The 24,994-nt window shown below is 73.7% G+C and carries 13 protein-coding genes; 3 read left to right on the forward strand and 10 right to left on the reverse strand.

Features of this window, described 5'->3' with window-relative positions:
* Positions 1-5: 5 nt before the first annotated feature.
* Complete coding sequence (locus ANAE109_RS14930) at positions 6-1,763, reverse strand: DEAD/DEAH box helicase (RefSeq protein ID WP_012097715.1); 1,758 nt, start codon at positions 1,761-1,763, stop codon at positions 6-8.
* A gap of 124 nt (positions 1,764-1,887) precedes the next feature.
* Here ANAE109_RS14930 and ANAE109_RS14935 point away from each other — a divergent pair, with 124 nt between their 5' ends.
* Together ANAE109_RS14935 and ANAE109_RS14940 are read left to right on the forward strand one after the other, a co-directional pair.
* Positions 1,888-3,048, forward strand: coding sequence for a hypothetical protein (locus ANAE109_RS14935; RefSeq protein ID WP_012097716.1), 1,161 nt, complete (start codon positions 1,888-1,890; stop codon positions 3,046-3,048).
* Entirely contained in the window at positions 3,045-3,626 is a 582-nt protein-coding gene (locus ANAE109_RS14940) for a c-type cytochrome (RefSeq protein ID WP_012097717.1), read from the forward strand. The genes ANAE109_RS14935 and ANAE109_RS14940 overlap by 4 nt, the downstream gene beginning before the upstream one ends.
* Positions 3,627-3,633: 7 nt before the next feature.
* Here the strand turns inward: ANAE109_RS14940 and ANAE109_RS14945 are convergent, their stop codons facing one another.
* Positions 3,634-4,986 carry a GAF domain-containing protein gene (locus ANAE109_RS14945; RefSeq protein ID WP_012097718.1) on the reverse strand — a complete coding sequence of 451 codons (1,353 nt, stop codon included), beginning with the start codon at positions 4,984-4,986 and terminating at the stop codon, positions 3,634-3,636.
* Complete coding sequence (locus tag ANAE109_RS14950) at positions 4,983-5,462, reverse strand: hypothetical protein (protein WP_012097719.1); 480 nt, start codon at positions 5,460-5,462, stop codon at positions 4,983-4,985. The genes ANAE109_RS14945 and ANAE109_RS14950 overlap by 4 nt, the downstream gene beginning before the upstream one ends.
* A gap of 196 nt (positions 5,463-5,658) precedes the next feature.
* Here ANAE109_RS14950 and ANAE109_RS14955 point away from each other — a divergent pair, with 196 nt between their 5' ends.
* Positions 5,659-7,194, forward strand: coding sequence for a serine/threonine-protein kinase (locus ANAE109_RS14955; protein WP_012097720.1), 1,536 nt, complete (start codon positions 5,659-5,661; stop codon positions 7,192-7,194).
* A 33-nt stretch (positions 7,195-7,227) separates the two neighbouring features.
* On the opposite strand, the gene ANAE109_RS14960 is transcribed toward ANAE109_RS14955, so the two are convergent.
* The 7 genes from ANAE109_RS14960 to ANAE109_RS14990 form a co-directional block, all read right to left on the reverse strand.
* Positions 7,228-8,646 (reverse strand): (Fe-S)-binding protein, encoded by a 1,419-nt coding sequence (locus ANAE109_RS14960; protein ID WP_012097721.1) that lies wholly within the window; start codon positions 8,644-8,646, stop codon positions 7,228-7,230.
* Positions 8,647-9,861: an FAD-binding oxidoreductase gene (locus ANAE109_RS14965; protein WP_012097722.1), complete on the reverse strand. Its 1,215-nt coding sequence runs from the start codon at positions 9,859-9,861 to the stop codon at positions 8,647-8,649.
* Complete coding sequence (locus ANAE109_RS14970) at positions 9,858-11,351, reverse strand: FAD-linked oxidase C-terminal domain-containing protein (RefSeq protein WP_012097723.1); 1,494 nt, start codon at positions 11,349-11,351, stop codon at positions 9,858-9,860. Before ANAE109_RS14970 ends, ANAE109_RS14965 begins: the two co-directional genes overlap by 4 nt.
* A complete protein-coding gene (locus ANAE109_RS14975) occupies positions 11,348-13,321 on the reverse strand; it encodes a TRAP transporter large permease subunit (RefSeq protein WP_012097724.1) in 1,974 nt (657 codons plus the stop codon). The genes ANAE109_RS14970 and ANAE109_RS14975 overlap by 4 nt, the downstream gene beginning before the upstream one ends.
* Positions 13,318-13,950 (reverse strand): TRAP transporter small permease subunit, encoded by a 633-nt coding sequence (locus ANAE109_RS14980; RefSeq protein ID WP_012097725.1) that lies wholly within the window; start codon positions 13,948-13,950, stop codon positions 13,318-13,320. Before ANAE109_RS14980 ends, ANAE109_RS14975 begins: the two co-directional genes overlap by 4 nt.
* 7 nt (positions 13,951-13,957) lie before the next feature.
* Positions 13,958-15,121: a TRAP transporter substrate-binding protein gene (locus tag ANAE109_RS14985; protein WP_012097726.1), complete on the reverse strand. Its 1,164-nt coding sequence runs from the start codon at positions 15,119-15,121 to the stop codon at positions 13,958-13,960.
* Between the two features lie 385 nt (positions 15,122-15,506).
* Complete coding sequence (locus tag ANAE109_RS14990) at positions 15,507-24,923, reverse strand: Calx-beta domain-containing protein (RefSeq protein ID WP_012097727.1); 9,417 nt, start codon at positions 24,921-24,923, stop codon at positions 15,507-15,509.
* Between the last annotated feature and the right edge of the window lie 71 nt (positions 24,924-24,994).

Below are 24,994 nucleotides of genomic sequence, written 5' to 3' on the forward strand. Positions count from 1 at the left end.
GACCGCTACCTCGGCCCGCGCCGCTTGGCGGCCGGCGCGCTCCGCCGCGGCGGCGCCGGCTCCCCGTCCGCGCGCTCGTGACGCCGCGCCCCCTCCGCCCGGACCGGACGCGGGGCGTGCCGCGGCTCGCCGGCGCGCGGGTTCGTGCCCAGGAGCTCGATCCGCGCGTCGGGCATGCGCGGGTCGGGCCGCCGCGCGGCGCGGAGGAAGCGCTGGGCCGCGTCGGCGGCGACCTCGAAGCGCGTCTCCTCGGGCTGGATGACGATCTTCCCGATCTCGTCGCGGGTCACGCCGCCGCGCCGGCAGAGGAGCGGCAGCACCCAGCGCGGATCTGCCTGCCGCGCGCGGCCGAGGGAGAGCCGGAACCACACCGCGTTCGCGGGCGGCCCGGCGCGCGGCGCGCGCTTCTCGGCGCGCGCCGGCACCTCGCGGGCGGCGCGTGCCGTCTCGGGCAGCTCCTCGGGGGCGGGGCGCCGCGACCGATCGCGCCGCACGAGCGCGACCGCCAGCTCGAGCGCGGAGCGGCTCTCGGCGAGCCGCCGCGCCGCCGCGAGATCCTCCTCCGCGGCGTCTCCGGCGAGCGCGACCACGTCCGCGGCGAGCCGCTCGGCGTCGCCCGCGCGGATGGCCTCGGCGGTCGGCACCGGCGTCCACTCGGCGCGCACCCCCGCGTCGCGGAGCATCCGCTCGAGCCGGTAGCGCTCGGGCGGCGCGGCGAGGAGGACGGCGACGCCCTTCCGCCCCGCCCGGCCGGTGCGGCCGCTGCGGTGCTGCAGCGCCTCCGCGTCGCGGGGCAGGTCGGCGTGCAGCACGAGGGCGATGCCGGGGAGGTCCAGCCCGCGCGCGGCGACGTCCGTCGCGACCAGGACGCGGGCGCGGCCGTCGCGCAGCGACTTGAGCGCCCGCGTCCGCTCCGCCTGGGTGAGCTCGCCGGAGATGGCGACCACCTCGAAGCCCCGCTCGCCCAGGCTCACGGCGGTGTGCTGCACCGCCTCGCGCGTCGCGCGGAAGACGAGGGCGCTCGGAGGCTCCGCCTCGCGCAGCACGTTCACCACCGCGTGCTCCCGCTCCCTGGGCGCGACGACGTGCGCCCGGTAGGCGATGTCGGCGTGCGCCTCGCCGGCGGGCGTGGCGGCGATGCGCGACGCGTCGCGCGTGTAGCGCTTCGCGAGCTCGAGGATCGGCCTCGGCAGGGTCGCCGAGAAGAGCACGGTCCGGCGATCCGGCGGCGCGGCCCCGAGGAGCTTCTCGAGCTCCTCCCGGAACCCCATGTCGAGCATCTCGTCCGCCTCGTCGAGGACGAGGGCGCGGAGGGCCGAGAGGTCGAGCGCGCCGCGCTCGAGGTGATCGACGAGGCGCCCGGGCGTGCCCACCACGACGTGGGTCCCCTCGGCGAGGGCGCGCGCCTCGCGGCGCGGGTCCATCCCGCCCACGCACGAGGCCACGCGCCCACCCGCGTCCGCGAAGAGCCAGGCCAGCTCGCGCTGGACCTGGACCGCGAGCTCTCGCGTGGGCGCCACGACCAGCGCGCCAGGCGGGCCTGCCTCGCCGAAGGCGTCGGCGTCGCCGAGCAGCGTCTCCGCCAGGGCGAGCCCGAACGCGACGGTCTTGCCCGAGCCGGTGCGTGACGAGACCAGCAGGTCCTGGCCGCGGTGCGCGGGCTCGAGGACGGCGGCCTGGACGGACGTCGGCTCGAGGTAACCGCGGCGGTCGAGAGCGGGGAGGAGCGCGGGGTGCGCCCCGACGGAGCTAAAGGTGTTCACGGGCCCCCTTGTATCTCCCCCGGCGCCGGACCGTTAGGCACTTCTTAGGAAGCGCGCGCCGCCGCGTCCGGTCACATTGCGCACGGCACCGCGGGGGACGGAGCCCCCGGGGGCCGGAGGCGAGATGCGACGGACGGCGGGAGCGGGGCTTCGGGGCGGCTCCCGCCGGCGCCGCGCGGGCGTCGCGGCGGCGGCCGCGGCCCTGGCCGGCGCGCTGCTGACCCTCGGCGGCCCCGCCCCGCGCGCCGCGCCGGGGGACCACGGGGGATCGGCGGCCCCCGGCGCGCCGGCGCCCGCCCACCTCTCGGACACCGGGCTGTACGCCGACGCGGCCACGCGGCGGGTGGCTCCGGACGTGCTTCCCTACACGCCGCAGTACCCTCTCTGGTCGGACGGAGCCGCGAAGCGGCGCTGGATCCGCCTGCCCCCAGGGACGGCGATCGACGCCTCGGATCCGGACGCCTGGGTGTTCCCGGTCGGGACCCGCCTCTGGAAGGAGTTCAGCTTCGGGAGGCGCGTCGAGACGCGCTACATGGAGCGCACCGGCGACGGCAAGTGGCTCTTCGCGGCCTACGCCTGGACGCCGGACGGCGCCGACGCGCTCCTCGTCCCGGAGGGCGGCCTCCGCGCCGCGGCCGAGAGCCGCCCGGGGCTCCCCCACGACATCCCGTCGGTCTACGACTGCCGCGCCTGCCACGAGGGCGGTCCGACGCCCGTGCTCGGGTTCTCGTCGCTCCAGCTCTCGCCCGATCGCGATCCGCTCGCCGCCCACGCGGAGCGACCCGGGGCGGGCGACGTGGAGCTCCCGGCGCTCGTGGCGCGCGGGCTCGTCCGCGGCCTGCCCCAGGCGCTGCTGGACCGGCCGCCGCGCATCGAGGCGCCGACCGGGAGGGCGCGCGCGGCGCTCGGCTACCTCCACGCGAACTGCGGCATCTGCCACGACTCGCGGGGCCAGCTCGCGCCGCTCGGGCTCTCGCTGGTGCAGCGCGTCTCGGCGCCCGGCGGGGCCGGCGCGGCCCTGGCGACGGCGAGCGACGTGCCGTGCCGGTTCCACCCGCCCGGCACCGAAGGCGCCGCGCTGGTGCGGATCCGGCCGGGGCGACCCGCCGACAGCGTGCTCGTCGCGCGCATGGCGTCGCGCGATCCGCTCGTCCAGATGCCGCCGCTCGGGAGCCACGCCGTCGACGACGAGGCGGTGGCGCTCGTCTCCGCCTGGATCCGCGAGCTGCGGCCGCGGGCGCCGACGCTCTCTCGCAGCACCCATCCCAAGGAGGAAGCCCGATGAAGAAGCGCATCGTCCCCGTCACCCTCGGCGGCGCCGCCATCCTGCTCGCAGCGCTCGTCCTCGGCCGCGCGAGCGCGCAGGCGGGCGGTGACGTCGCCCGCGGCAAGTACCTCGTCACCGTCGGTGGCTGCAACGACTGCCACACGCCGTGGAAGCTCGGGCAGAACGGTCCGGAGCCGGACATGACGCGGCTGCTGTCCGGGCACCCGGAGCAGCTGACGATGCCCCCCGCGCCGACGCTGGCGAAGGGGCCCTGGATGACCACGGTGGCGGGCTCGATGACGGCGTGGGCCGGCCCCTGGGGGGTCAGCTTCACGGCGAACCTGACCCCGGACCCCGAGACCGGGCTCGGCAAGTGGACGGAGAAGGACTTCATCGACACGCTTCGATCCGGCCGTCACCTCGGCCGCGGGCGGGCCATCCTCCCGCCGATGCCGTGGCAGAACTACGGCACGATGACCGATGACGACCTGCGCGCGGTGTTCGCCTACCTGCGGTCGATCCCGGCGATCCGCAACCGCGTCCCCGAGCCCCGCCCGCCCGCCGTCGCCGCAGCGCAGGGGAAGCCGGCGCGGTGAGCCGCGCTCACCCGCACTCCTTCTCGACGAGCGCCACGGCACAGTCGAGCTTCAGGGCGAAGCGGCCGCGGCACACCGGCACGAGCCGCACCTCCGGACACTTCTCCTGGAGACGCCGGCGCAAGAGGATGAGCCGGCTCTCCAGGTTGTCCTTCAGGGGGGGCAGCCCGAGCCCCGGGTCGAGGCGCAGCTCGCGGTTCGTGAACTCGTTGCGGCCCTCGCTCCGGTTCAGCGCGAGCAGCTTCCAGAGGATCTTCCCCGGCACGTTGCGGACGAGGTACTCCCCGTCCACGAACACGCAGTCGTCGTTCCGGTAGTAGCAGAAGACGCGGGTGCGCGCCGGGGCGGGGCCGTCCCGCGGCGCCTCCCGCTCGACGGCGGGGCGCCGCACGCGGTCCATGCCCATGGCGATGAGGTTCCCGACCACCCCGAGGAACGCCTCGTCCCAGTCGTCGAAGCGGAGCGGATCCCGGCTCTCGAACGCGAGGACGCCGAGGAGCCGATCGCCTGCGAGGAGCGGGAGCGCGAGCTGCGCCTGCGCGTCCGCGAGCCCGGGGAGCGGAAGCTCGGGGTGGAGCGCGCCGCCGTCCCCGCAGGCCGCCGCCCGCTCGCGGATCGCGCGGCCGTAGCGCAGCTCCGAGCCGACCTTCGCCACCCGGACCAGCCGCCGCCGCTGGGCGACGCAGCCGATGATCCCCTCCCCCACCCGCACCGACGCGCCCAGGCCGGAGACGCCGTAGCCCCGGCTCGCGACGGTCACGAGCCGTCCCGCCTCGGAGGGCACGAGCACCATCGCGTGGGAGAACCCGAACAGCGCGTCGAGCGCCTCGAGGGCCTCCGCGAGGAGCGTCCGGAGGTCCGCCGCGCGGGCGATCCGGTCCGACACGAGCTGCAGCCCGCGCAGCTCCGTGAGCGGGCCCGCGGGCAGCGCGGGGGCCGGCTCCTCCGCCGCGGTGGCCGCCAGCAGCCCCTGCACGTGCTCGATCGAGAGCACCTCGTACACGTCGGCGGAGCGGAGCGCGAAGACTCCCGCCATGCCGGTGTGCGAGGCGATCACCTGGATCCGCGCCGCCATCGTCTCGAAGAGCGGCCCCTCGGTCTCCGCGTGGTCGAAGCGGAGCCGCAGCCGGTACGCCTCGAAGCTGAGCGGATGCCACACGACCACCGAGGCGAGCGGGTTCTCGTCGACGTTGCGCCTCGTCTTGTTGAAGAACTGGCAGGAGAGCGCCACGTGGCGAGCGTCCAGGTGGTGGACGTGCGAGAGGTACGTGACGTTCGGCTCTCCGTCGCGGCTGCACGTCGCGATCTGCGCCGGGACGACGCCTTGGAAGCACGGGCCGAGCTCCTCGAGCCGGATCATCGCGCGCCCCCGCCGCCTCCCTCGAGCGGCGCCCCCGCCCCCGGCCCGGGCGTCTGAACGAAGACCCCCTCCACCCTGAGGCGCACGACGTGACACGGCCAGTGCGCCAGGCGGAGGGTCGCGCGTGGCGGCACCCCCACGTAGCCCAGCTCCTCGGCGAGCGCGGCCCGGTACCGGTCCACCAGCGCCCGCTCCGGCTCCGCCGCGAGGCGCACCTCGATCGCACGGCCCTTCACCTGCACGGCGCGATGATCGAAGGCCCGGGAGAAGCAGACCGCGATCCGGCCGTTCTCGCCGACGTTCGCGAGCGCCGTCGCGCAGGTGGCGGCGGGCAGGAACACCATCAGCTCGCCGCCGCCGTGCACCACGCGAGCCCCCACCGCGCGTGTGGCGTCGGGCGCGAGGCGGGCATCGCGCGTGCCGACGAGCACCGAGACGCCCGACTCGAGAAATCCGGCGAGGTCCTGCGGGATCACGGCGCCTCCGTCGGGTGATCCTAAGCGGCGCAAGGTCTGCGCTCGATCCGTGCGTCGATCCCGAGCGGGTCCGGCGGCTGGTCGGGCGACGCGATCGACGCCCCGGCCTGCGTCCCGTCCTCCGGCGGCTTCTCGGCGCGCGCGACAACCGCTAACGTGGATCGTCCGCCCCGACGCACGCCCTGTGGAGAACGCGGTGACCCGAGAGGAGACGCTCCAGCTCGCGCTGCCTCCGTCCCCCGCGGCCGCGCCCGCCGAAGCGGCCGGAGCTGCGGGGATCCGCCCCGGATACCTGCTGGACGGGCGCTACCTGCTGCAGGCGCTGCTCGGCGAGGGCGGCATGTCGAGCGTCTGGCGCGCCGAGCACGTGCGCATCGGTCGCCCGGTGGCGGTGAAGATCCTGCGCTCCGAGGTGGCGGCGCACGGCGCGCGCGACGCGGAGCGCTTCCGGCGCGAGGCCCGGATCGCCGTGCGCCTGTCGTCGCCGCACGTGGTGGACGTGCTGGACTTCGGGGAGACCGCGGACGGCGCGCTGTACCTGGTGATGGAGCTCCTCCCCGGGGAATCGCTGCGCGAGCGGCTGCGCCGCGAGGAGCGGCTGCCGCCCGAGCGCGTCGTCGAGCTGTTGCGCCAGCTGCTCGCCGGCCTCGACGCGGCGCACCGGGCAGGCATCGTCCACCGCGACCTGAAGCCGGACAACCTCTGGCTCGTCCCCCTGCCCGACGGCGGAGAGCGGCTGAAGATCCTGGACTTCGGCATCGCGAAGCTCCAGGAGCCCGCTCAGGTCGCGGAGCCGACGCAGGTGGGGCTCGTCGTCGGAACGCCGCAGTTCCTCTCGCCCGAGCAGGCGGTCGGGGGCGAGGTGGACCACCGCGCCGATCTCTACAGCGCAGGCATCCTCGCGTGGCTGCTCGTCACGGGGCGTCACCCGTTCCCCACGCTCGATCCGCGCACGCTGCTGCGGGCCCACGCCTACGACCCGGTCCCGTCCCCCGTCGGCGAGCTGCCCTCGCTCCAGGAGCACCCCGCGCTCCTGCGCTTCATCGCGTGCGCCACGGAGAAGGACCGGACCGTGCGCGCGCAGAGCGCCGCCGAGCTGCTCGCCGTCCTCGAGGGGCGGACGCGTCCGCCGCCCCCCGCCCGCCTCCCGGCGCTGCGCTCCCTCCCGGACGCGCTGCTCGGCGCGCTGCGCGCGCGCCGGCCGGGACCGGTGCACGCGGCGGCCGCCCTCGCGATCGTCGCCGCCGCCGCCCTCGCCTGGGCGGCCCTCCGGCCGCCGCTGGAGTCCCTCATCTCCTCCGGGCGCCTCGCGGACGCGGAGGACCGCATCGCCGCCCTCGCCGCGCGCCGCGGGGCGGGAGATCCGGAGGTGCAGTACCTCCGCGGCCTCCTCGAGGCGGCGTACGCAGAGCACGACGCGCCCGAGCGGCTGCCCCACGCCTTCATCTCGTGGTCCCGCGCCCTCGCCGCCGGAAGCGCCGACGCGCTCGCCGCGCTCCGCCGCGAGGCAGCCTCCCCGCGCTGCGATCGGCGGCGCCTCGCCGCGCGCGCGCTCGGCGACTCCAGGGCGCCCGCCGCGCTCGAGGCCCTTCGCGAGCTGGCCGCGTCGGAGCCAGCCACGCCGGAGCCGTCCGGCGCGCTCGCCCGCGTGCTCCGCGACGTCGACCAGCGCTGCGGGGCGGGCGACCTCGCGCGCCGCGCCATCCGCGAGCTCGAGCCTCCTCGCGGTTGACGAGCCCCCGCCGTCCACGGGCGCGCCGGGGCCCTACGACGGGCGCGCCGGCGCGGCCACACCCTGGCGCGCGGCGTCCTCCTCCTCGGCGGCGCGGATGGCGCGGTCCAGCAGCTCGATCGGGTGCGCCGCGGGGAGGTCGACGTCCCGCTCGGCGAGCATGCGCCGGATGTGGAGCGAGCAGCCGGGGTTGGCGCTCGCGAGCAGCGCCGCGCGCGTGGAGAGCACCGCGTCCGCCTTCCGGCGGCCGATCTCGACCGCCGACTCGGGCTCCACGAGGTTGTAGACGCCCGCGGAGCCGCAGCACTGCTCGCCGTCGGGGATCTCCACGAGCTCGAGCTCGGGGATGGACCGTAGCAGCGCCCTCGGCGGCTCGTTCACGCGCTGGGCGTGGCCGAGGTGGCAGGGGGAGTGGTACGCGACGCGCGCGCGCACGGCGGCGCGGCGAGCGCGGGCCGGCAGCGCGGCGAGCAGCTCCGTCACGTCCTTCACGCGGGCGGCGAAGGCGCGGGCGCGCGGGCCGAACTCCGGATCGTGCTCGAAGAGCGCCCCCACGTCCTTGAGGTGCGAGCCGCAGCCGGCCGCGTTCACCACGACCACGTCGATCGCCTCGCGCTCGAAGCGCTCGATGAGCGCGCGCGTCAGCCGGCGCGCCTCGGCGTCCCGCCCGGCGTGCAGCGAGAGCGCGCCGCAGCAGCCCTGGCCGCGGGGCGCGACCACCTCCACGCCCTCGGCGGCGAGCACTCGCACGGTCGCCGCGTTCACGCCGGGGAAGAAGACCCGCTGGACGCAGCCGGTGACGAGCCCGGCGCGCAGCCGCCGCGCGCCCCGCGCCGGCGTCCGCGCGGGCACGCGGGCGAGGAGCTCGCGGAGCGAGACCGGCGGCGCGAGCGCCTCGAGCGCGGCGAGCCGGCGGGAGAAGCGCAGCAGCCCGAGCCGCCGCGCGAGCCGGCGCAGGCCGGTCGCGCGCCAGGCCCACAGCAGGAACCCGGCCGCGCGCAGCCGCCCGGGTCGTGGGAAGAGCGCGAACACCGCCGAGCGATGCAGCCGGTCCCCGGCTCCGCGCCGCAGGTCGCGCTCGACCCGCGCACGCGCCGCCTCGATGACGTGATCGTAGCGCACGCCGGACGGGCACGCGGTCAGGCAGGCCATGCAGCCGAGGCAGCGGTCGAAGTGCTCGGCGACGATGGGCGACATGGCGATGCGGCCGTCCTCGAGCGCGCGGTACAGGTCGATGCGGCCGCGCGGCGAGTCCATCTCCTCCTGCCAGCTCTGCCAGGTCGGGCACACCGGGAGGCAGAAGCCGCAGTGGACGCAGTCGTCGGCGGGGTTGCGCGCGCGCTCCGGCGCGCCGCCGCTGCGGCCGGTGCCGCGGTCCTCGGCGGGGACGCCGCTCGCGTCCCGGGCCGCCGTCCGCTGCGTGGCGATGAGCGCCTCGTCGCTGGTCGCCATTCAGATCCCTCCCGCGACGCGGCCGGGCGCGAGCCGCCCGTCCGGATCGAGCTCACGCTTCAGCCTGCGCATCAGCTCGAGGGCTGGCGGCGGATCGCCCCACGGGTCGGCGAGCGCGCGCAGCGCGGCGGGCGCGGCGGCGATCACGAGCGAGCCGTTGCCCGGCCGCAGCGCTGCACGCGCCGCGGCGACCGCGCTGCCGGTCGCGTCGTCGCGGACGAGCGTGCCCCCGGCGAAGGCGATCCCGAGCGTCGGGTACAGCACGAGCGCTCCCCCGCCCAGGGTCGCGGCGAGCGGCGCGAGGGCGCGGACGGCGCCCTCGAGCGCGGCGGGCGGGAACGCCGCCTTCGCGCGCACGTCTCCCGCCGCGCGGAGCGCGTCGTGCCTCGCCCAGAGGGCCGCCTCGTCGCCGCCCTCCAGCCGCTCGGCGCGCGCGTCGAGGGCGAGCACCCGCTCCGCCTGCTCCCGCACGCCGGGGGCGAACCCCTCGAAGCGGAAGGCGAGCCGGAACCCCTCCCCCTCCTGGATCGCCGCGACGGCGGACGGCTCCGCCCGCGCGTCGAGGGCGGCGCGGGTGAGCGCGGCGACCTGCGCGGCCGACAGCCCCCCCGCGGCGACGGTGGCCGAGGCCTCGGGCAGGGGGTGCAGCCGGAACACCACCTCGGCGACGAGCGCGAGCGAGCCGAGCGAGCCGCAGAGGAGGCGCGGCAGGTCGAACCCCGCCACGTTCTTCACGACCTTGCCGCCGCCGCGCGCGACGACGCCGTCCGCGCGCACCAGGGTGATCCCGATGACGAGGTCGCGCACGGCGCCGAAGCGCGTCCGCCGCGGTCCGAACGCGCTCGCGGCGAGCACCCCGCCCACCGTCGCGCGCTCCGGGTGAGGCGGGTCGAGCGCGAGCCGCTGCCCGTGCGGCTGCAGGTGGCGCTGCAGCGCGGCGATGGTGATGCCGGCCTCGACCGCGACGATCTGATCGGAGGGTGCGTGCTCGCGGACCCGATCCAGCCGGCGCGTGCGCAGCACCGCGTCCAGCCGCGAGGGCGGGGCGCCCAGCTCCAGGTCGGTGCCGCCGCCGACGAACACGACCGCGGCGCGGTCGCGGGCGAGGGCGCGCATCGCCTCGGCGGCCTCCTCGAGCGAACCCGGCTCGAGCGCCACCCGGGGGCGCACTCCGAGGACGGCGTCGCCGTCCGCCGGCGCGTGCACCGCGCTCACCAGCGCTCCGCGAGCCCGGCCGCCTCGGCGGGGTGGGGGCGGTACGGGCCGGGCTTCTCGCCGCAGAGGCGCGGCGTGGGGAAGACCTTGCCCGGGTTCATGAGCGCCGCGCCGTCGAAGGCGCAGCGGACGCGCTGCATGGTGTCGAGGTCGTCCGGGCCGAACTGCTCGGCCATGTACGCGGCCTTCTCCGCGCCCACGCCGTGCTCGCCGGTGATGGAGCCCCCGTAGCGGATGCAGAGGCGGAGGATCTCGCCGCCGAGACGCGCCGCCCGCTCCTCCTCCCCCGGCACGCGCGCGTCGTACAGCACGAGCGGGTGGAGGTTGCCGTCGCCGGCGTGGAAGACGTTCGCGACCCTGAGCCCCGCCGCGTCGGCGAGCCGGCCGATGTCGCGGAGGACGCGCGCGATCTCGGAGCGCGGGATGACCCCGTCCTCGACGAGGTAGCTCGGGCTGATGCGGCCCACCGCGGCGAAGGCGGACTTGCGTCCCTTCCACATGAGCTGCCGCTCGGCCTCGTCGCGGGGCACGCGGATCTCGAGCGCGCCCGCCCCGCGCGCGATCTCGATGGCTCGGGCGGAGACGTGCTCGACCTCCGCGCGGGGGCCGTCGGCGTCCATGAGGAGCGCCGCGCCCACGTCCGGCCAGTCGAGGCCGGTCGCCGCCTTCGCGGCGACGATGGCGAGGCGATCCATCATCTCGATGGCCGCGGGCAGGATCCCGGCCGCGATGATCCCCGAGACGGCCGCGCCCGCCTCGTCGGTGGACGGGAAGGTGGCGAAGAAGGTCCGCGTCGTCTCGGGCTTGCGCAGGAGGCGCACCGTGATCTCGGTCACCACCCCCAGCATCCCCTCGCTCCCCACGAGCGCGGCGAGCAGGTCGTAGCCCGGCGCGTCCGCGGCGGGCCCGCCAAGGTCCACGACCTCGCCGTCCGAGAGCACCACGCGCGCGGCGAGGACGTGGTTCGTGGTGAACCCGTACTTGAGGCAGTGGGCGCCGCCCGAGTTCTCCGCGACGTTGCCGCCGATGGAGCAGACGCTCTGCGACGACGGATCGGGCGCGTAGTAGAAGCCGTCGGTCGCCACCGCGCGCGTGACGTCGAGGTTGATCACCCCCGGCTCCACCCGCGCCCAGCCGTTCGCGAGATCCACCTCCAGGATGCGCCGCATCCGCGTGAGCGAGAGCACCGCGCAGCCGGGCACCGGCCGCGCCCCGCCCGAGAGGCCGGTGCCGGCGCCCCGCGGGACGAGCGGGACGCCCGCCTCGCGCGCCACGCGCACCACCGCCACCACCTCCGCGGTCGAGCCGGGCAGCACCACGAGGTCCGGCCGGACGCGCCCATGGGTGAGCCCGTCCGCCTCGTAGACGAGCAGCTCCGCGGGGTCGGTGATCACGTTGCGCGCGCCGACGATCTCCGCGAGCCGCCGGGCGACGCGCGGCGAGGCGCGGCCGTCGCGCCGAACAGTCTCCCCATGCACCGTGGCGGTCATCGATAGAGCACCTGCGGGAGCCACAGCCCGATCGCCGGGAAGAGGTACAGGATCAGCACGGCGAACACCTGGATCGCCATGAACGGCATCATGCCGGCGAAGATCTGGTTGAGCGTCACGTGCTTCGGCGCGACGCCCTTCAGGTAGAACGCCGCCATCGCGACCGGCGGGGAGAGGAAGGCGGTCTGCAGGTTCAGCGCCACGAGCAGGCCGAAGAAGAGCGGGTCGATGTTGAAGTGGCCCAGCAGCGGGATGAAGATCGGCATGAAGATGACGATGATCTCCGTCCACTCCAGCGGCCAGCCGAGCAGGAAGATGATGGCCTGCGCGAGGAGCATGAACTGGAGGGGCGTCAGGTTCAGGCCGAGCACCCAGTGCTCGATGATCGCCTGGCCGCCGAGGAGCGCGAACGCGGCCGAGAAGATCGAGGAGCCGACGAACAGCCAGCACACCATGGCGGTCGTCTTCGCCGTCAGGAAGACCGACTCCTTGAGCACGCTCCACTTGAACTGACGGTACGCGCCGGTGAGCAGCATCGCCCCCGCCGCGCCGAGCGCGGCCGCCTCGGTCGGCGTGGCCCACCCGAAGATGATCGACCCGAGCACCGCGAGGATGAGCGCGGTGAGCGGGAAGAACGACGTGAGCAGCATCTTCAGGATCTCGAGCCGCTCGAAGGTGAAGATGCTGTAGTGGAAGGCGAGCAGCGCGACGCCGGCCGCGAGGGCGATCCAGAAGGCGAGCGGCACGGGCTTGCGCCCGGGCGCGGTCTCGACCTGCGCGCCCTCCGCCCGCTCCGTCTCCGCCTTCAGCGCCCCGCCCGGCGCCTCCGCGCCGGGCGGCTCGGCGACCGCGCCGGGCGGCTCCTCGACGCCGGGAGGCTCGGCCACCGCGGGCGCCTCGGCCCCGCCCGCGGGCGCGGCCTCCTCCGCGGGCGGCTCCTCGACCCCCTCGTAGACGAAGGCGTCGGCTCCGCCGCCCGTCTCCGCGATCTCCTCCAGCCCGCCGGTGTCGATGACGACCGTCCGGGTGACGGCCTCGTAGACGACGAGGAAGGCGACCGCGCCGAAGATCGCCGGCAGGGCCGAGACGGCGAGCTGACCGGCGACCCACCGGCGCGGCGGATCGCCGGGCGCCGGACGGACGAGGGCGGAGACGAGCCGCGGCACCGCCCGGCGGTGCTCGCCGCCTGCGAGGGCGACGGCGCCCGCGGTGAGCGGCACCCGCCGCTCCTCCTCGGGCGGCATCGGCGCGAGGCGCGGCTTCAGCTTGGCGAGGACGACCACGTAGCCTATGTAGAGCCCCGCGAGCATGAGCCCGGGGAAGAACGCGCCCGCGTAGAGCTGGACGACCGACACGCCCGCGGTCGCCCCGTACAGGATGAGCATGACCGAGGGGGGGATGAGGATCCCCAGGCAGCCGCCGGCGGTGATCGCGCCCGCCGAGAGCTTGATGTCGTAGCCGGAGCGCAGCATCGCCGGCAACGCGAGCAGGCCCATGAGCGTGACGACCGCCCCCACGATGCCGGTCGCGGTGGCGAACAGCGCGCACGTCGCCAGCGTCGCGACCGCGAGCGAGCCGGGGATGAACGACATCGAGAGGTGCAGGCTCTTGAAGAGCTTCTCGATGAGGTTCGCCCGCTCGACCATGTAGCCCATGAACACGAACAGCGGCACGGCGATGAGGACGTCGTTCGTCATCGTCGCGTAGGTGCGCTGCACCATGAGGTCCAGCGTCTGCTGGACCGCGATGTCCGGGTTGACCCATCGATAGGCGAGCCACGCGAAGAGCACGCCCATGCCCATGAGCGTGAAGGCGGTCGGGAAGCCCAGCATGATGGCGACCACCACGAGCGAGAGCATCAGCAGCCCGAGGTGGCCCTGCGTCATCTGCGAGGGCGCCGGCATGATGATCACCGTCGCGAGGACGATGAGCCCCATGATCGTGAAGCCGAACAGGAGCTCCTTCCTCACGGCTTCACCTCCTCGTGCTCCTTGCGCAGGACGACCTGGTCGAGCGCGGCGATGTCCTCGTCCTTGACGTGGACCATCTCCTTCAGCTTGTCGACGTCCACCTCCTCCACGTCCTCCTCGCGCGACGGCCACGCGCCGTCCCGGAGGGCGACGACGCAGCGGACGATCTCGACCACGCCCTGGAGCAGGATGAGCGCGCCCGCGATGGGGATGAACGCCTTGAACGGATAGATGGGCGGCCCGTCGACCGTGATGGTCGAGTGCTCGCGGATGAGCCAGGACTCCTTCGCGTAGTACCAGCCCGCGAAGACCATCGCGATCGAGCCGGGCACGAAGAAGACGACGTACAGGAGGAGGTCGATGCTCGCCTGGACGCGCGGGGGGAAGAAGCCGTAGAGCACGTCGCCCCGCACGTGGCCGTTCTTCGCGAGGGTGTAGGCGCCCGCCATCATGAAGAGGACGCCGTAGCCCATGATCTGCGCGTCGAACGCCCAGGCGTGCGGGGTGTCGAAGAACTTCCGCGACAGCACCTCCCAGGTGATGAGCACGGTGAGCACGACGATGAGCCAGGCGAAGAGCTGGCCGATCCAGGTGGAGAGCTTGTCGACCGTGAGGAGGAGGCGCTGCATCGAGGTCCTAGCCCTTCTTCGCGGCGCCCTGCTTCTTGCCGAAGAAGTGGTTGTAGGCCATGCGGAAGTCGACGTTCGTGTCGTTCTGCCAGCGCGCGGCGCGCTGCGCGAACTTGCGCTGCGACTCGAGGACCTTCTTGAACATCGGGTTCTCGCTGGACCGCTTCTCCATCACGTCGTTCCAGATCTCGAGCTGCCGCTTCAGGATCGCGTCGGGGGTCTTGTAGAACTTCACCCCCTGCTTCTGCTGCATCTCCATGTAGTCGGTGGAGTAGCGATCGATCGCCTTCCACGACATGTCCGCGGACGAGGCCTGGACCGCGTAGGCGATGATGTTGCGGAGGTCCTGCGGCAGCGCCTTGTACTTGGTGCCGTTGAAGAGGATCTCGAACTGCTCCGAGCACTGGTGGAAGCTCTGGAGCATGCAGACCTTGGAGACGTCGGGGAACCCGAGGGCGCGGTCCGACGACGCGTTGTTGAACTCGGCGGCGTCGAGGAGTCCGCGGTCCATCGCCGGCACGATCTCCGCGCCCGGCAGCGCGTTCACCGCCGCGCCCAGGCCCGTGAAGATGTCGATGGACAGGCCGACGGTGCGGAACTTGAGCCCCTTCATGTCGTCGACCTTCGCGACCGGCTTCTTGAACCAGCCGAGCGGCTGCGTGGGCATCGGCCCGTACAGCATGGAGACGACGTCGAGGTTCAGCGACTTGTAGACCTCGTCGATGAGGTCCTTGCCGCCGCCGTAGTAGTGCCAGGCGAGCAGCATGTTGGGATCCATCCCGAACTCCGGGCCCGAGCCCCACAGCGCGAGGGCGGTGTTCTTGCCGTACCAGTAGGCGACGACGCCGTGGCCTCCGTCGAGCGTCCCCTTCGCCACCGCGTCGAGCAGGTCGAACGCCTTCACGACCGCGCCGGCCGGCAGCACCTCGATCTTGAGGCGGCCGCCCGACATCTCGTTCACCTTCTTGGCGAAGTCGAGGGCGTACTCGTGGAAGATGTCCTTCGTGGGCCAGGTGCTCTGGAAGCGCAGCGTGGTCGGGGCCTGCGCCACGTGGATGGTGGGACCTGCGGCGACCGCGGCGCCGGCGGCGCCCAGGGCCGCCTTGCGCAGGAAGTCACGGCGGGAAGGCACCTTCGTCTCGGACTGCGCGCTCTTCGCGTTCTTCTTCATTCTTCCGCTCCTCGTGCGGGTGAGCCGGTGGGTGGACGCCTGCGAAACACTTCCTTGGGACCGCGCACGACGGCCGGCAACGTACCGGCGGGGCGTCTTGGCGCATCCTCGGCCATGCCGCGGCGCGGCATGAGCCGTGTCGGCCTTCCCGGCCGCGGGCTGGACGCCTGAATGGGTGTAAGAGGCGCTGCGCGGAGGGCTCCGCGCAGCGTCGACCTTGGGTCTACTCGAGCGGCGGATGACGCTCGACCGTGGGAAGCCCCGAACGGCGCGCCGCTGCGGCGGGCGAGCCAGCGGTGCTCGACGGGTGTAACCGGTCGTCGGGTTCGCGGCTGGCCGCGCGGCTACCCGCCGGCTCGCGTTGCGGCCACCCTACGGCTGAGCGCTACTTGATCGCCAAGGGGGCTGGTCCCCCGTCGTTGTCGGCGTTCGTCAGCGACACCGTCGCGCTGGCCACGCTGTACAGAGGGTCCGTGCTCGCCGCCGACAGGTTCACGGCGTACGCGATCGGGCCGTCAGGCAGCGCGTCATCCACCCCGGTGACCGTCACCGTCTGCGCGAGGTTCCAGTCCGCGGGCGTGAAGGTCACGGCCGCAGGCGCGACGGTGCCTTCGCCGGGGTTACTGCTCGTCAGCGAGACCACCACGTCGGCGCTGGGCGGCGACGACAGCGTCAGCTGGAAGGTCGCCGTCCCGCCCGCCTCGGTCGTCACCAGGCCCGTCGACGGGCTCGCCATGAGCTGTCCCGCGGCGTCGTCGTCCGTGTTCGTCAGGGAGATGTCGCCCGGGTCGATCCCGCTGTAGCTCCCGTCCAGGCTCGTCGCCGCGCCGACGAGGACCGTGTAGAGCTGGTCGCCGTCGTTCACCAGGTCGTCGACGCCCGTGACCGTCACGGTCTGCGCCACGTTCCAGTTCGCCGCCGTGAACGTCAGCGGCGCCGGGGCGACCGTGCCCTCCGTGGGGTCGCTCGACGTGATCGGGACCGTCACGTCCGACGTCGGCTCCGAGGTCAGCACCACCGTGAACGTGACCTGGAGCCCCGCCTCGGAGGTGGACAGCCCGCTCGGAGCGCTCACCGCGATCCCCGCCGCGTCGTCGTCGGCGTTGGTCACCGACACCGACCCGGTACGCCCGCCGTAGCCCGGGTCCGTGCTCGTCGCGGAGAGGTTCACGGCGTAGGCGATCGGTCCGTCCGCCACCGCGTCGTCCACCCCGGTGACCGTCACGGTCTGCGCCGCGTTCCAGTTCGCCGTCGTGAACGTCACGCTCGCAGGCGCGACGGTGCCCTCCGTCGGATCGCTGCTCGACACCGCCACCACCACGTCTGCGAGGGGCTGCGACGACAGCGTCAGCTGGAAGCTCGCCGTCCCGGCTGGCTCGCTCGTCGTCAGGCCCGTCGACGGGCTCGCCACCAGCCCCGCCGCGTCGTCGTCCGTGTTCGTGAAGGTGAGGTCCGCCGGATCCTTCCCGGCGTAGCCCGCGTCGGAGCTCGTGGCCGGCCCGATCGCGACCTGGTAGGTCTGATCGCCGTCGTCCACCGCGTCGTTCACGCCCGTCACGGTCACCGTCTGCGCGACGCTCCAGTTGGCCGCGGTGAACACCAGCGACGCGGGCGCGACCGCGCCCTCCGTGGTGTCGCTCGACGAGACCGGGACCGTCACCTCCGCGGTCGGCTGCGACGTCAGCACCACCGTGAAGGTGGCGGAGGCCCCCGCCTCCGACGTCGTGGTGGCGCTCGGCGCGCCGACCGCGATGCCCGCCACGTCGTCGTCCGTGTTCGTGAAGGTGAGGTCGGCCGGATCTCTGCCTGCGTACCCCGCGTCGGAGCTCGTCGCCGGCCCGATCGCGGCCCGGTAGGTCTGGCTGCCGTCTGCCACGAGGTCGTCGACCCCCGTCACCGTCACGGTCTGCGGCACGCTCCAGTTCGCCGCCGTGAACAGCAGCGACGCAGGCGCGACCGTGCCTTCCGTGGGGTCGGTCGACGAGACCGGGACGGTGACGTCCGCGGTCGGCTGCGACGTCAGCACCACCGTGAAGGTGGCGGACGTGCGCGTCTCGGACGTCGAGGTGGCGCTCGGCGCGCCGACCGCGATGCCCGCCACGTCGTCGTCCGTGTTCGTGAAGGTGAGATCGGCCGGATCCTTCCCGGCGTACCCCGGGTCGGCGCTGGTCGCCGGCCCGATCGCGGCCTGGTAGGTCTGGCTGCCGTCTGCCACGAGGTCGTCGACCCCCGTCACCGTCACGGTCTGTGGCACGCTCCAGTTGCTCGCCGTGAACAGCAGCGACGCAGGCGCGACCGTGCCCTCGGTGGTGTCGTTCGAGGAGACCGGGACCGTCACGTCGGCGGTCGGCTGCGACGTCAGCACCACCGTGAAGGTGGCGAAGGCCCCCGCCTCCGACGTCGTGGTGGCGCTCGGCGCGCCGACCGCGATCCCCGCCGCGTCGTTGTCGCCGTTGGTCACCGACACCGAGCCGGTGCGGCCACCGTAGCCAGGATCCGTGCTCGTCGCGGACAGGTTCACGGCGTACGCGATCGCGCCGTCCGCCAGCGCGTCGTCCGCGCCGGTGATCGTCACCGTCTGCGCGGTGCTCCAGTTGGCCGCCGTGAACGTCACGCTCGCAGGGGCGACGGTGCCCTCCGTCGCGTCGCTGCTCGAGAGCGCGACCACCACGTCCGCGAGCGGCTGCGTCGCCAGCGCCACCTGGAAGCTCGCCGTCCCGCCCGCCTCGGTCGTCATGAGGCCCGTCGTCGGGCTCGCCACGAGCGCCGCGGTGTCGTCGTCGGTGTTCGTCAGGGTGATGTCGCCCGGATCGACCCCGTTGTAGCTCGGGTCCGCGCTGCTCGACGCGCCGACGAGGACCGTGAAGAGCTGGTCGCCGTCGTCCACCAGGTCGTCGACGCCCGTCACCGTCACGGTCTGGGCCACGTTCCAGTTGGCCGCCGTGAACGTCAGCGGCGCCGGGGCGACCGTGCCCTCGGTGAGGTCGCCCGACGTGATGGGAACCGTCACGCTCGCCGTCGGCTGCGAGGCGAGCACCACCGTGAACGTGACCTGGAGCCCTGCCTCGGAGGTGAACAACCCGCTCGCGGGGCTCACCGCGATCCCAGCCGCGTCGTCGTCGGCGTTCGTGACCGACACGGTCCGGACAGCCCCGTTGTACAGGGAGTCCGTGCTCGTCGCCGACAGGTTCACGGCGTACGTGATGGGACCGTCCGCCACCGCGTCGTCCACCCCGGTGACCGTCACGGTCTGCGCCGTGTTCCAGTTGGCCGAGGTGAACGTCACGCTCGCAGGCGCGACGGTACCCTCCGACGCGTCGCTGCTCGACACCGCCACCACCACGTCGGCGCTCGGCTGCGACGACAGCGAGAGCTGGAAGCTCGCTGACCCTCCTGCCTCGGTCGTCGTCAGACCCGTGGCCGGGCTCGCCACGAGCCCTGCCGCGTCATTGTCCGTGTTCGTGAAGGTGAGGTCCGCCGGGTCGCTCCCGGCGTAGCCCGGGTCGGCGCTCGTCGCCGGCCCGATCGCGGCCCGGTAGGTCTGGTCCCCGTCCACCGCAGGGTCGTCGACGCCCGTGACCGTCACGGTCTGCGGCGCGTTCCAGTTGGTGGCCGTGAACACCAGCGTCGCGGGAGCGACCGTGCCCTCCGTGGTATCGGTGGAGGAGACCGGGACCGTCACGGCCGAGGTCGGCTCCGAGGTCAGCACCACCGTGAAGGTGGCGGACGTCCCCGCTTCGGACGTCGAGGTGGCGCTCGGCGTGCCGACCGTGATCCCCGCCGCGTCGTTGTCGTTGTTCGTCGCCGACACCGACCCGATTCGGCCGCCGTAGCCGGGATCCGTGCTCGTCGCGGACAGGTTCACGGCGTAGGCGATCGCGCCGTCCACCACCGCGTCGTCCACTCCGGTGACCGTCACGGTCTGCGCAGAGTTCCAGTTGCCCGCCGTGAAGGTCACCGTCGCAGGCGCGACGGTGCCCTCGGTGGTGTCGCTGCTCGAGAGCGCGACCACCACGTCGGCGCTCGGCTGCGACGCGAGCGTCAGCTGGAAGCTCGCCGTCCCGCCCGCCTCGGTCGTGACGAGGCCCGTCGACGGGCTCGCGATCAGCCCCGCCACGTCGTTGTCCGTGTTCGTGAAGGTGAGGTCCGCCGGATCCCTCCCGGCGTACGCCGCGTCGGCGCTGGTCGCCGGCCCGAGCGCGGCCAGGTAGCTCTGATCGCCGTCCACCGCCGCGTCGTCGACGCCCGTCACCGTCACGGTCTGCGGCGCGTTCCAGTTGGCCGTCGTGAACACCAGCGAGGCAGGCGCGACCGTCCCCTCCGTGGTGTCGCTCGACGACACCGGGACCGTCACGCTCGCCGTCGGCTGCGACGTCAGCACCACCGTGAAGGTGGCGGACGTCCCGGCCTCGGACGTCGCGGTGGCGCTCGGCGCGCCGACCGCGATCCCCGCAGCGTCGTCGTCAGTGTTCGTCACCGGCACGGCCCGGGTGGCCCCGTCGTACAGGGTGTCCGTGCTCGTCGCGGAGAGGTTCACGGCGTAGGCGATCGCGCCGTCCGCCACCGCGTCGTCCACGCCGGTGACCGCCACGGTCTGCGCCACGTTCCAGTTCGCGACCGTGAAGGTCACGGTCGCGGGCGCGACGGTGCCCTCCGTGGAGTCGCTGCTCGACACCGCGACCACCACGTCGGCGCTCGGCTGCGACGTCAGCGTGAGCTGGAAGCTCGCCGTCCCGCCCGCCTCGGTCGTCGTGAGGCCCGTCGACGGGCTCGCCGCGAGGCCCACCGCGTCGTTGTCCGTGTTCGTGAAGGTGAGGTCCGCCGGATCCTTTCCGGCGTACCCCGCGTCGGCGCTCGTCGCGGGCCCGATCGCGGCCAGGTAGCTCTGGTTGCCGTCCACCGCCGCGTCGTCGACGCCCGTGACCGTCACGGTCTGCGCCACGTTCCAGTTCGTCGCCGTGAACACCAGCGACGCAGGCGCGACAGTGCCTTCCGTCGTGTCGCTCGAGGCCACCGGGACCGTCACCGTCGCCGTCGGCTGCGAGGTCAGCACCACCGTGAAGGTGGCGGACGTCCCGGCCTCGGACGTCGAGGTGGCGCTCGGCGCGCCGACCGCGATCCCCGCCAGGTCGTCGTCGCCGTTCGTCACCGACACCGCGCTCGTGAGCCCGCCGTACAGGGCGTCCGTGCTCGTCGCCGACAGGTTCACGGCGTACGCGATCGCGCCGTCCGCCACCGCGTCGTCCACCCCGGTGACCGTCACCGTCTGCGCCACGTTCCAGTTGGCCGAGGTGAACGTCACGCTCCCAGGCGCCACGGCGCCCTCGGTCGGGTCGCTGCTCGAGAGCGCGATCACCACGTCGGCGCTCGGCTGCGACGACAGCCTGAGCTGGAAGCTCGCCGCCACGGCCGGCTCGCTCGTCACCAGGCCCGCCGACGGGCTCGCCACGAGCCCCGCCGCGTCGTCGTCGGTGTTCGTCAGCGACACCGTGCCGGTACGCCCGGCGTACTGACCGTCCGTGCTCGTCGCGGACAGGCTCACGGCGTAGGCGATCGCGCCGTCCACCGAGGCGTCATCCACTCCGGCGACCGTCACGCTCTGCGCCACGTTCCAGTTGGCCGCCGTGAACGTCACGGTCGCAGGGGACACGGTGCCCTCCGTCGTGTCGCTGCTCGCGAGCGCGATCACCACGTCGGCGACCGGCTGCGAGGCCAGCGTCACCTGGAAGCTCGCCGTCCCGCCCGCCTCGGTCGTCGTCAGGCCCGTCGACGGGCTCGCCACGAGCCCTGCCGCGTCGTCGTCGTCGTTCGTGACGGACACGGTCCCGACAGCCCCGTTGTACAGGGCGTCCGTGCTCGTCGAGGCCAGGCTCACGGTGTACGGGATCGCGCCGTCCGCCACCGCGTCGTCGACCCCCGTGATCGTCACGGTCTGCGGCAGGTTCCAGCTCGCCGCCGTGAACGTCACGGTCGCAGGCGCGACGGTGCCCTCGGTCGCGTCGCTGCTCGACACAGCGACCACCACGTCGGCGAGCGGCTGCGACGCCAGCGTCACCTGGAAGCTCGCCGTCCCGCCCCCCTCGTTCGTCACGAGGCCGGTCGACGGGCTCGCCACGAGCCCCGCCGTGTCGTCGTCCGTGTTCGTCAGGGTGACGTCGTTCGGGTCGATCCCGGAGTAGCCCGGGTCCGAGCTGATCGCCGCGCCGACGAGGGCGGAGAAGAGCTGATCGCCGTCGTCCAGCACGTCGTCGACGCCCGTGACCGTCACGGTCTGCGGCGTGTTCCAGTTGGCCGCCGTGAACAGCAGGGAAGCCGGGGCGACCGTGCCCTCCGTGATGTCGCTCGAGGACACCGGGACCGTCACGTCCGACGTCGGCTGCGAGGTCAGCGCCACCGTGAAGGTGATTGAGACCCCCGCCTCCGAGGTGTACAGCCCGCTCGGAGCGCTCACCGCGATCCCGGCCGCGTCGTCGTTGCTGTTCGTCACCGACACCGCGCCGGTGCGGGTGTTGTAGCCCGGGTCCGTGCTCGTCGCGGACAGGTTCACGGTGTACGCGACCGCACCGTCCGCCACCGCGTCGTCCACCCCGGTGACCGTCACGGTCTGCGCCGCGTTCCAGTTGGTGGCCGTGAAGGTCACGGTGGCGGGGGCGACGGTACCCTCCGTGGAGGCGCTGCTCGACACCGCGACCACCACGTCGGCGGTCGGCTGCGACGCCAGCGTGAGCTGGAAGCTCGCCGTCCCGCCTGCCTCGGTCGTCACGAGGCCCGTCGACGGGCTCGCCACGAGCCCCGCCGCGTCGTCGTCGATGTTCGTGAAGGTGAGGTCCGCCGGATCCCTCCCGGCGTACCCCGCGTCGGCGCTCGTCGCCGGCCCGATCGCGGCCTGGTAGGTCTGGTCGCCGTCGTCCACCGCGTCGTCGACGCCGGTGACCGTCACCGTCTGCGCCACGCTCCAGTTGCTCGCCGTGAACACCAGCGACGCGGGGGCGATCGTGCCCTCCGTGGCGTCGCTCGAGGAGACCGGGACCGTCACGTCGGAGGTGGGCTGCGAGGTCAGCGCCACCGTGAAGGTGGCGGACGTCCCCGCCTCGGACGTCGAGGGGGCGCTCGGCGCGCCGACCGCGATCCCCGCCACGTCGTCGTCCGTGTTCGTGAAGGTGAGGTCCGCCGGATCGCCGGGCCTGCCGGCGTAACCCGGGTCGGCGCTGGTCGCCGGCCCGATCGCGACCAGGTAGGTCTGGTCGCCGTCCGCGACGAAGTCGTCGGCGCCCGTGACCGTCACCGTCTGCGGCACGTTCCAGTTGGTCGTGGTGAACACCAGCGGCGCGGGGGCGACCGTGCCCTCCGTGGGGTCGCTCGAGGTGATCGGGACCGTCACGTCCGACGTCGGCTGCGAGGTCAGCACCACCGTGAAGACAGCGGCCCCGCCCACCTCGGAGGTCGAGGTGGCGCTCGGAGCACCGACGGCGATCCCGGCCACGTCGTTGTCGGCGTTCTCGACCGCCACGGCCCAGGCGCGGCCGCCGTAGCCGGGATCCGTGCTCGCCCCGGCGAGGGTCACGGCGTACGCGATCGCGCCGTCGGCCACGAGGTCGTCCACCCCGGTGATCGTCACGGGCTGCGGCACGTTCCAGTTCGCCGCCGTGAACGTCACGGTCGCAGGCGCGACGGTGCCCTCGGTGGTGTCGCTGCTCGCCAGCGCCACCACCACCTCGGCGAGCGGCTCCGAGGTCAGCGCCAGCCCGAAGCTCGCCGTCCCGCCCGCCTCGGTGGTCACCAAACCCGTCGACGGGGTGGCCGCGAAGCCCGCCACGTCGTCGTCCGCGTTGGTCAGGGACGCGGCCGCGGTCAGGCCGTTGTACAGCGGGTCCGAGCTCGTCGCGGACAGGTTCACGGCGTAGGCGATCGGGCCGTCCGCCACGAAGTCGTCCTTCGCGGCGACCGTCACGCTCTGCGGCACGTTCCAGTTCGTCGCCGTGAACGTCACGCTCACGGGCGCGACGGTGCCCTCGGTCGTGTCGCTGCTCGCCAGCGTCACCACCACGTCCGCGAGCGGCTCCGAGCCGAGCGTCAGGCCGAAGGTCGTCGTCCCGTCCGGCTCGGCCGTGACCAGGCCCGTCGACGGGCTGGGGAGGAGCTCCGCCGTGTCGTCGTCGGTGTTCGTCGCCGAGACGCTGCCGGTGAGCCCCTGGTACTTGGGGTCGGTGCTGCTCGAGGACAGCGCGATCGAGTACCCGATGTCGCCCTCGTCCACGAAGTCGTTCACGCCGGTGACGGTCACGGTCTGGGCCACGTTCCAGTTCGCCGGCGTGAAGGTGACGCTCGCCGTGACCGTGCCCTCGGTGGTGTCGCTGCTCGTCAGCGCGACGACCACGTCGGCGAGCGGCTCGGACGTCAGCGCCAGCTGGAACGTCGCCGTGCCCCCCGCCTCCGTGGTGACCAGGCCCGTCGTCGGGCTCGGCGCGAGCCCCGCCGTGTCGTCGTCGGTGTTCGTGAACTCCACGTCGGCGGGGTCGATGCCGTGGTAACGCGGGTCGCTGCTCGTCGCGGGCGCGGTCACGATCGTGTACGCCACGTCGTCGTCGTCGACCCAGTCGTTCGCGCCCGTGACGGTCACGACCTGCGGCGTGCTCCAGTTGGACGGCGTGAAGGTGATGCTCGGAGACGAGACCGTGCCCTCGGTCGTGTCGCTGCTCGAGAGCCCCACCACGACGTCGGCGGCCGGCGGCTTGTTCAGGACGACGTCGAACGTGGCCGTTCCGCCCGCCTCGGTGGTCACCAGGCCGGACGTCGGGTTCACGAGGACCTGGTGGCCGCGCAGATCCCACGTACCCCTGACCCCTCCCTCGGCACCGCAGTCCGCGGTGTAAGCGCCGCGGATGAAGTCCTTCTCGGCGTACTGGCCCGGGTCGAAGGTCCCGGCGCACCGGGCGAGGTTGATACCCATCGTGTCGAACACGGCGGGCATGAACCGCGTCGTCACGCGGCCGTCGGTCCCGGTGCACGTCAACGTCCAGCCCACGCCGGTGCCCCAGCGGAACACGGACCTCACCTTGTCGATCTCGGCGGCGTTCGCCCAGGACTTCGTGGTCTGGTCGGGGACGCAGGTCTCGGTCCCCAGCGTCATCGTCGCGGGGACGGTGAGCGTGCCGGCCAGCACGTACGTCGTGAGCGACGTGGATTCGTCCCGGAGGTAGACCGTCGCCCGGCCCTGGGCGTCGAAGGGCACGTTGAGGTTCTGCGCGAGGCGGATCGGTCCGTCCGCCAGCGGCTCTCCCGTCTGCCAGGTGACGGTCCAATCGCTGAAGTGAGTCGTCTTGACGCTGATGGTGTTCGCGCCGAGATCTCGCGTCGCGGGCCCCACCTTCATCCAGAATCCGTTCCGATCCTGGGACTCGACGCCGACGTTGTCGATGCTGGTGCCGATCGGATATTGCTCCGGCCCCTTGAACGTGATCGTGACGGGGGCGGTGAAGCTCGCGCCCTCGGGCCCGAGGCGGAAGGCGCCGGCGACGGCGCCACGCGCCGTGTTCGTGATCGGCGTGATCGTGAACTCGGTCGGGGAGGCGACGGCACCGGCCGGGAACGAGATGGAGATCGCGCCGTCCGCGGCCGAGAGCGTCCCTCCCTCCGGCGTGATCGTGTCCGAGATGGGCGGGCCGGACGGAACGCCGGGCTTGGTGGGTACGGGAACGAGCGCGTCGTTCCCGTGATCGTTCGATGCTTCGATGCCACACGCGAGCGCGATGACCAGCAGCACCGTCGAGGCGCCACGGCGGTGCTGCTGAGTCAAGGGCATGGCGCGCAAGTTACCACCTCTTTTGGCGCACGTGACCGTGCGGCCCCGCTCGCGAGAAAGGCGAAAGGATT

This window comes from Anaeromyxobacter sp. Fw109-5 (assembly GCF_000017505.1).
Classification (GTDB): domain Bacteria; phylum Myxococcota; class Myxococcia; order Myxococcales; family Anaeromyxobacteraceae; genus Anaeromyxobacter.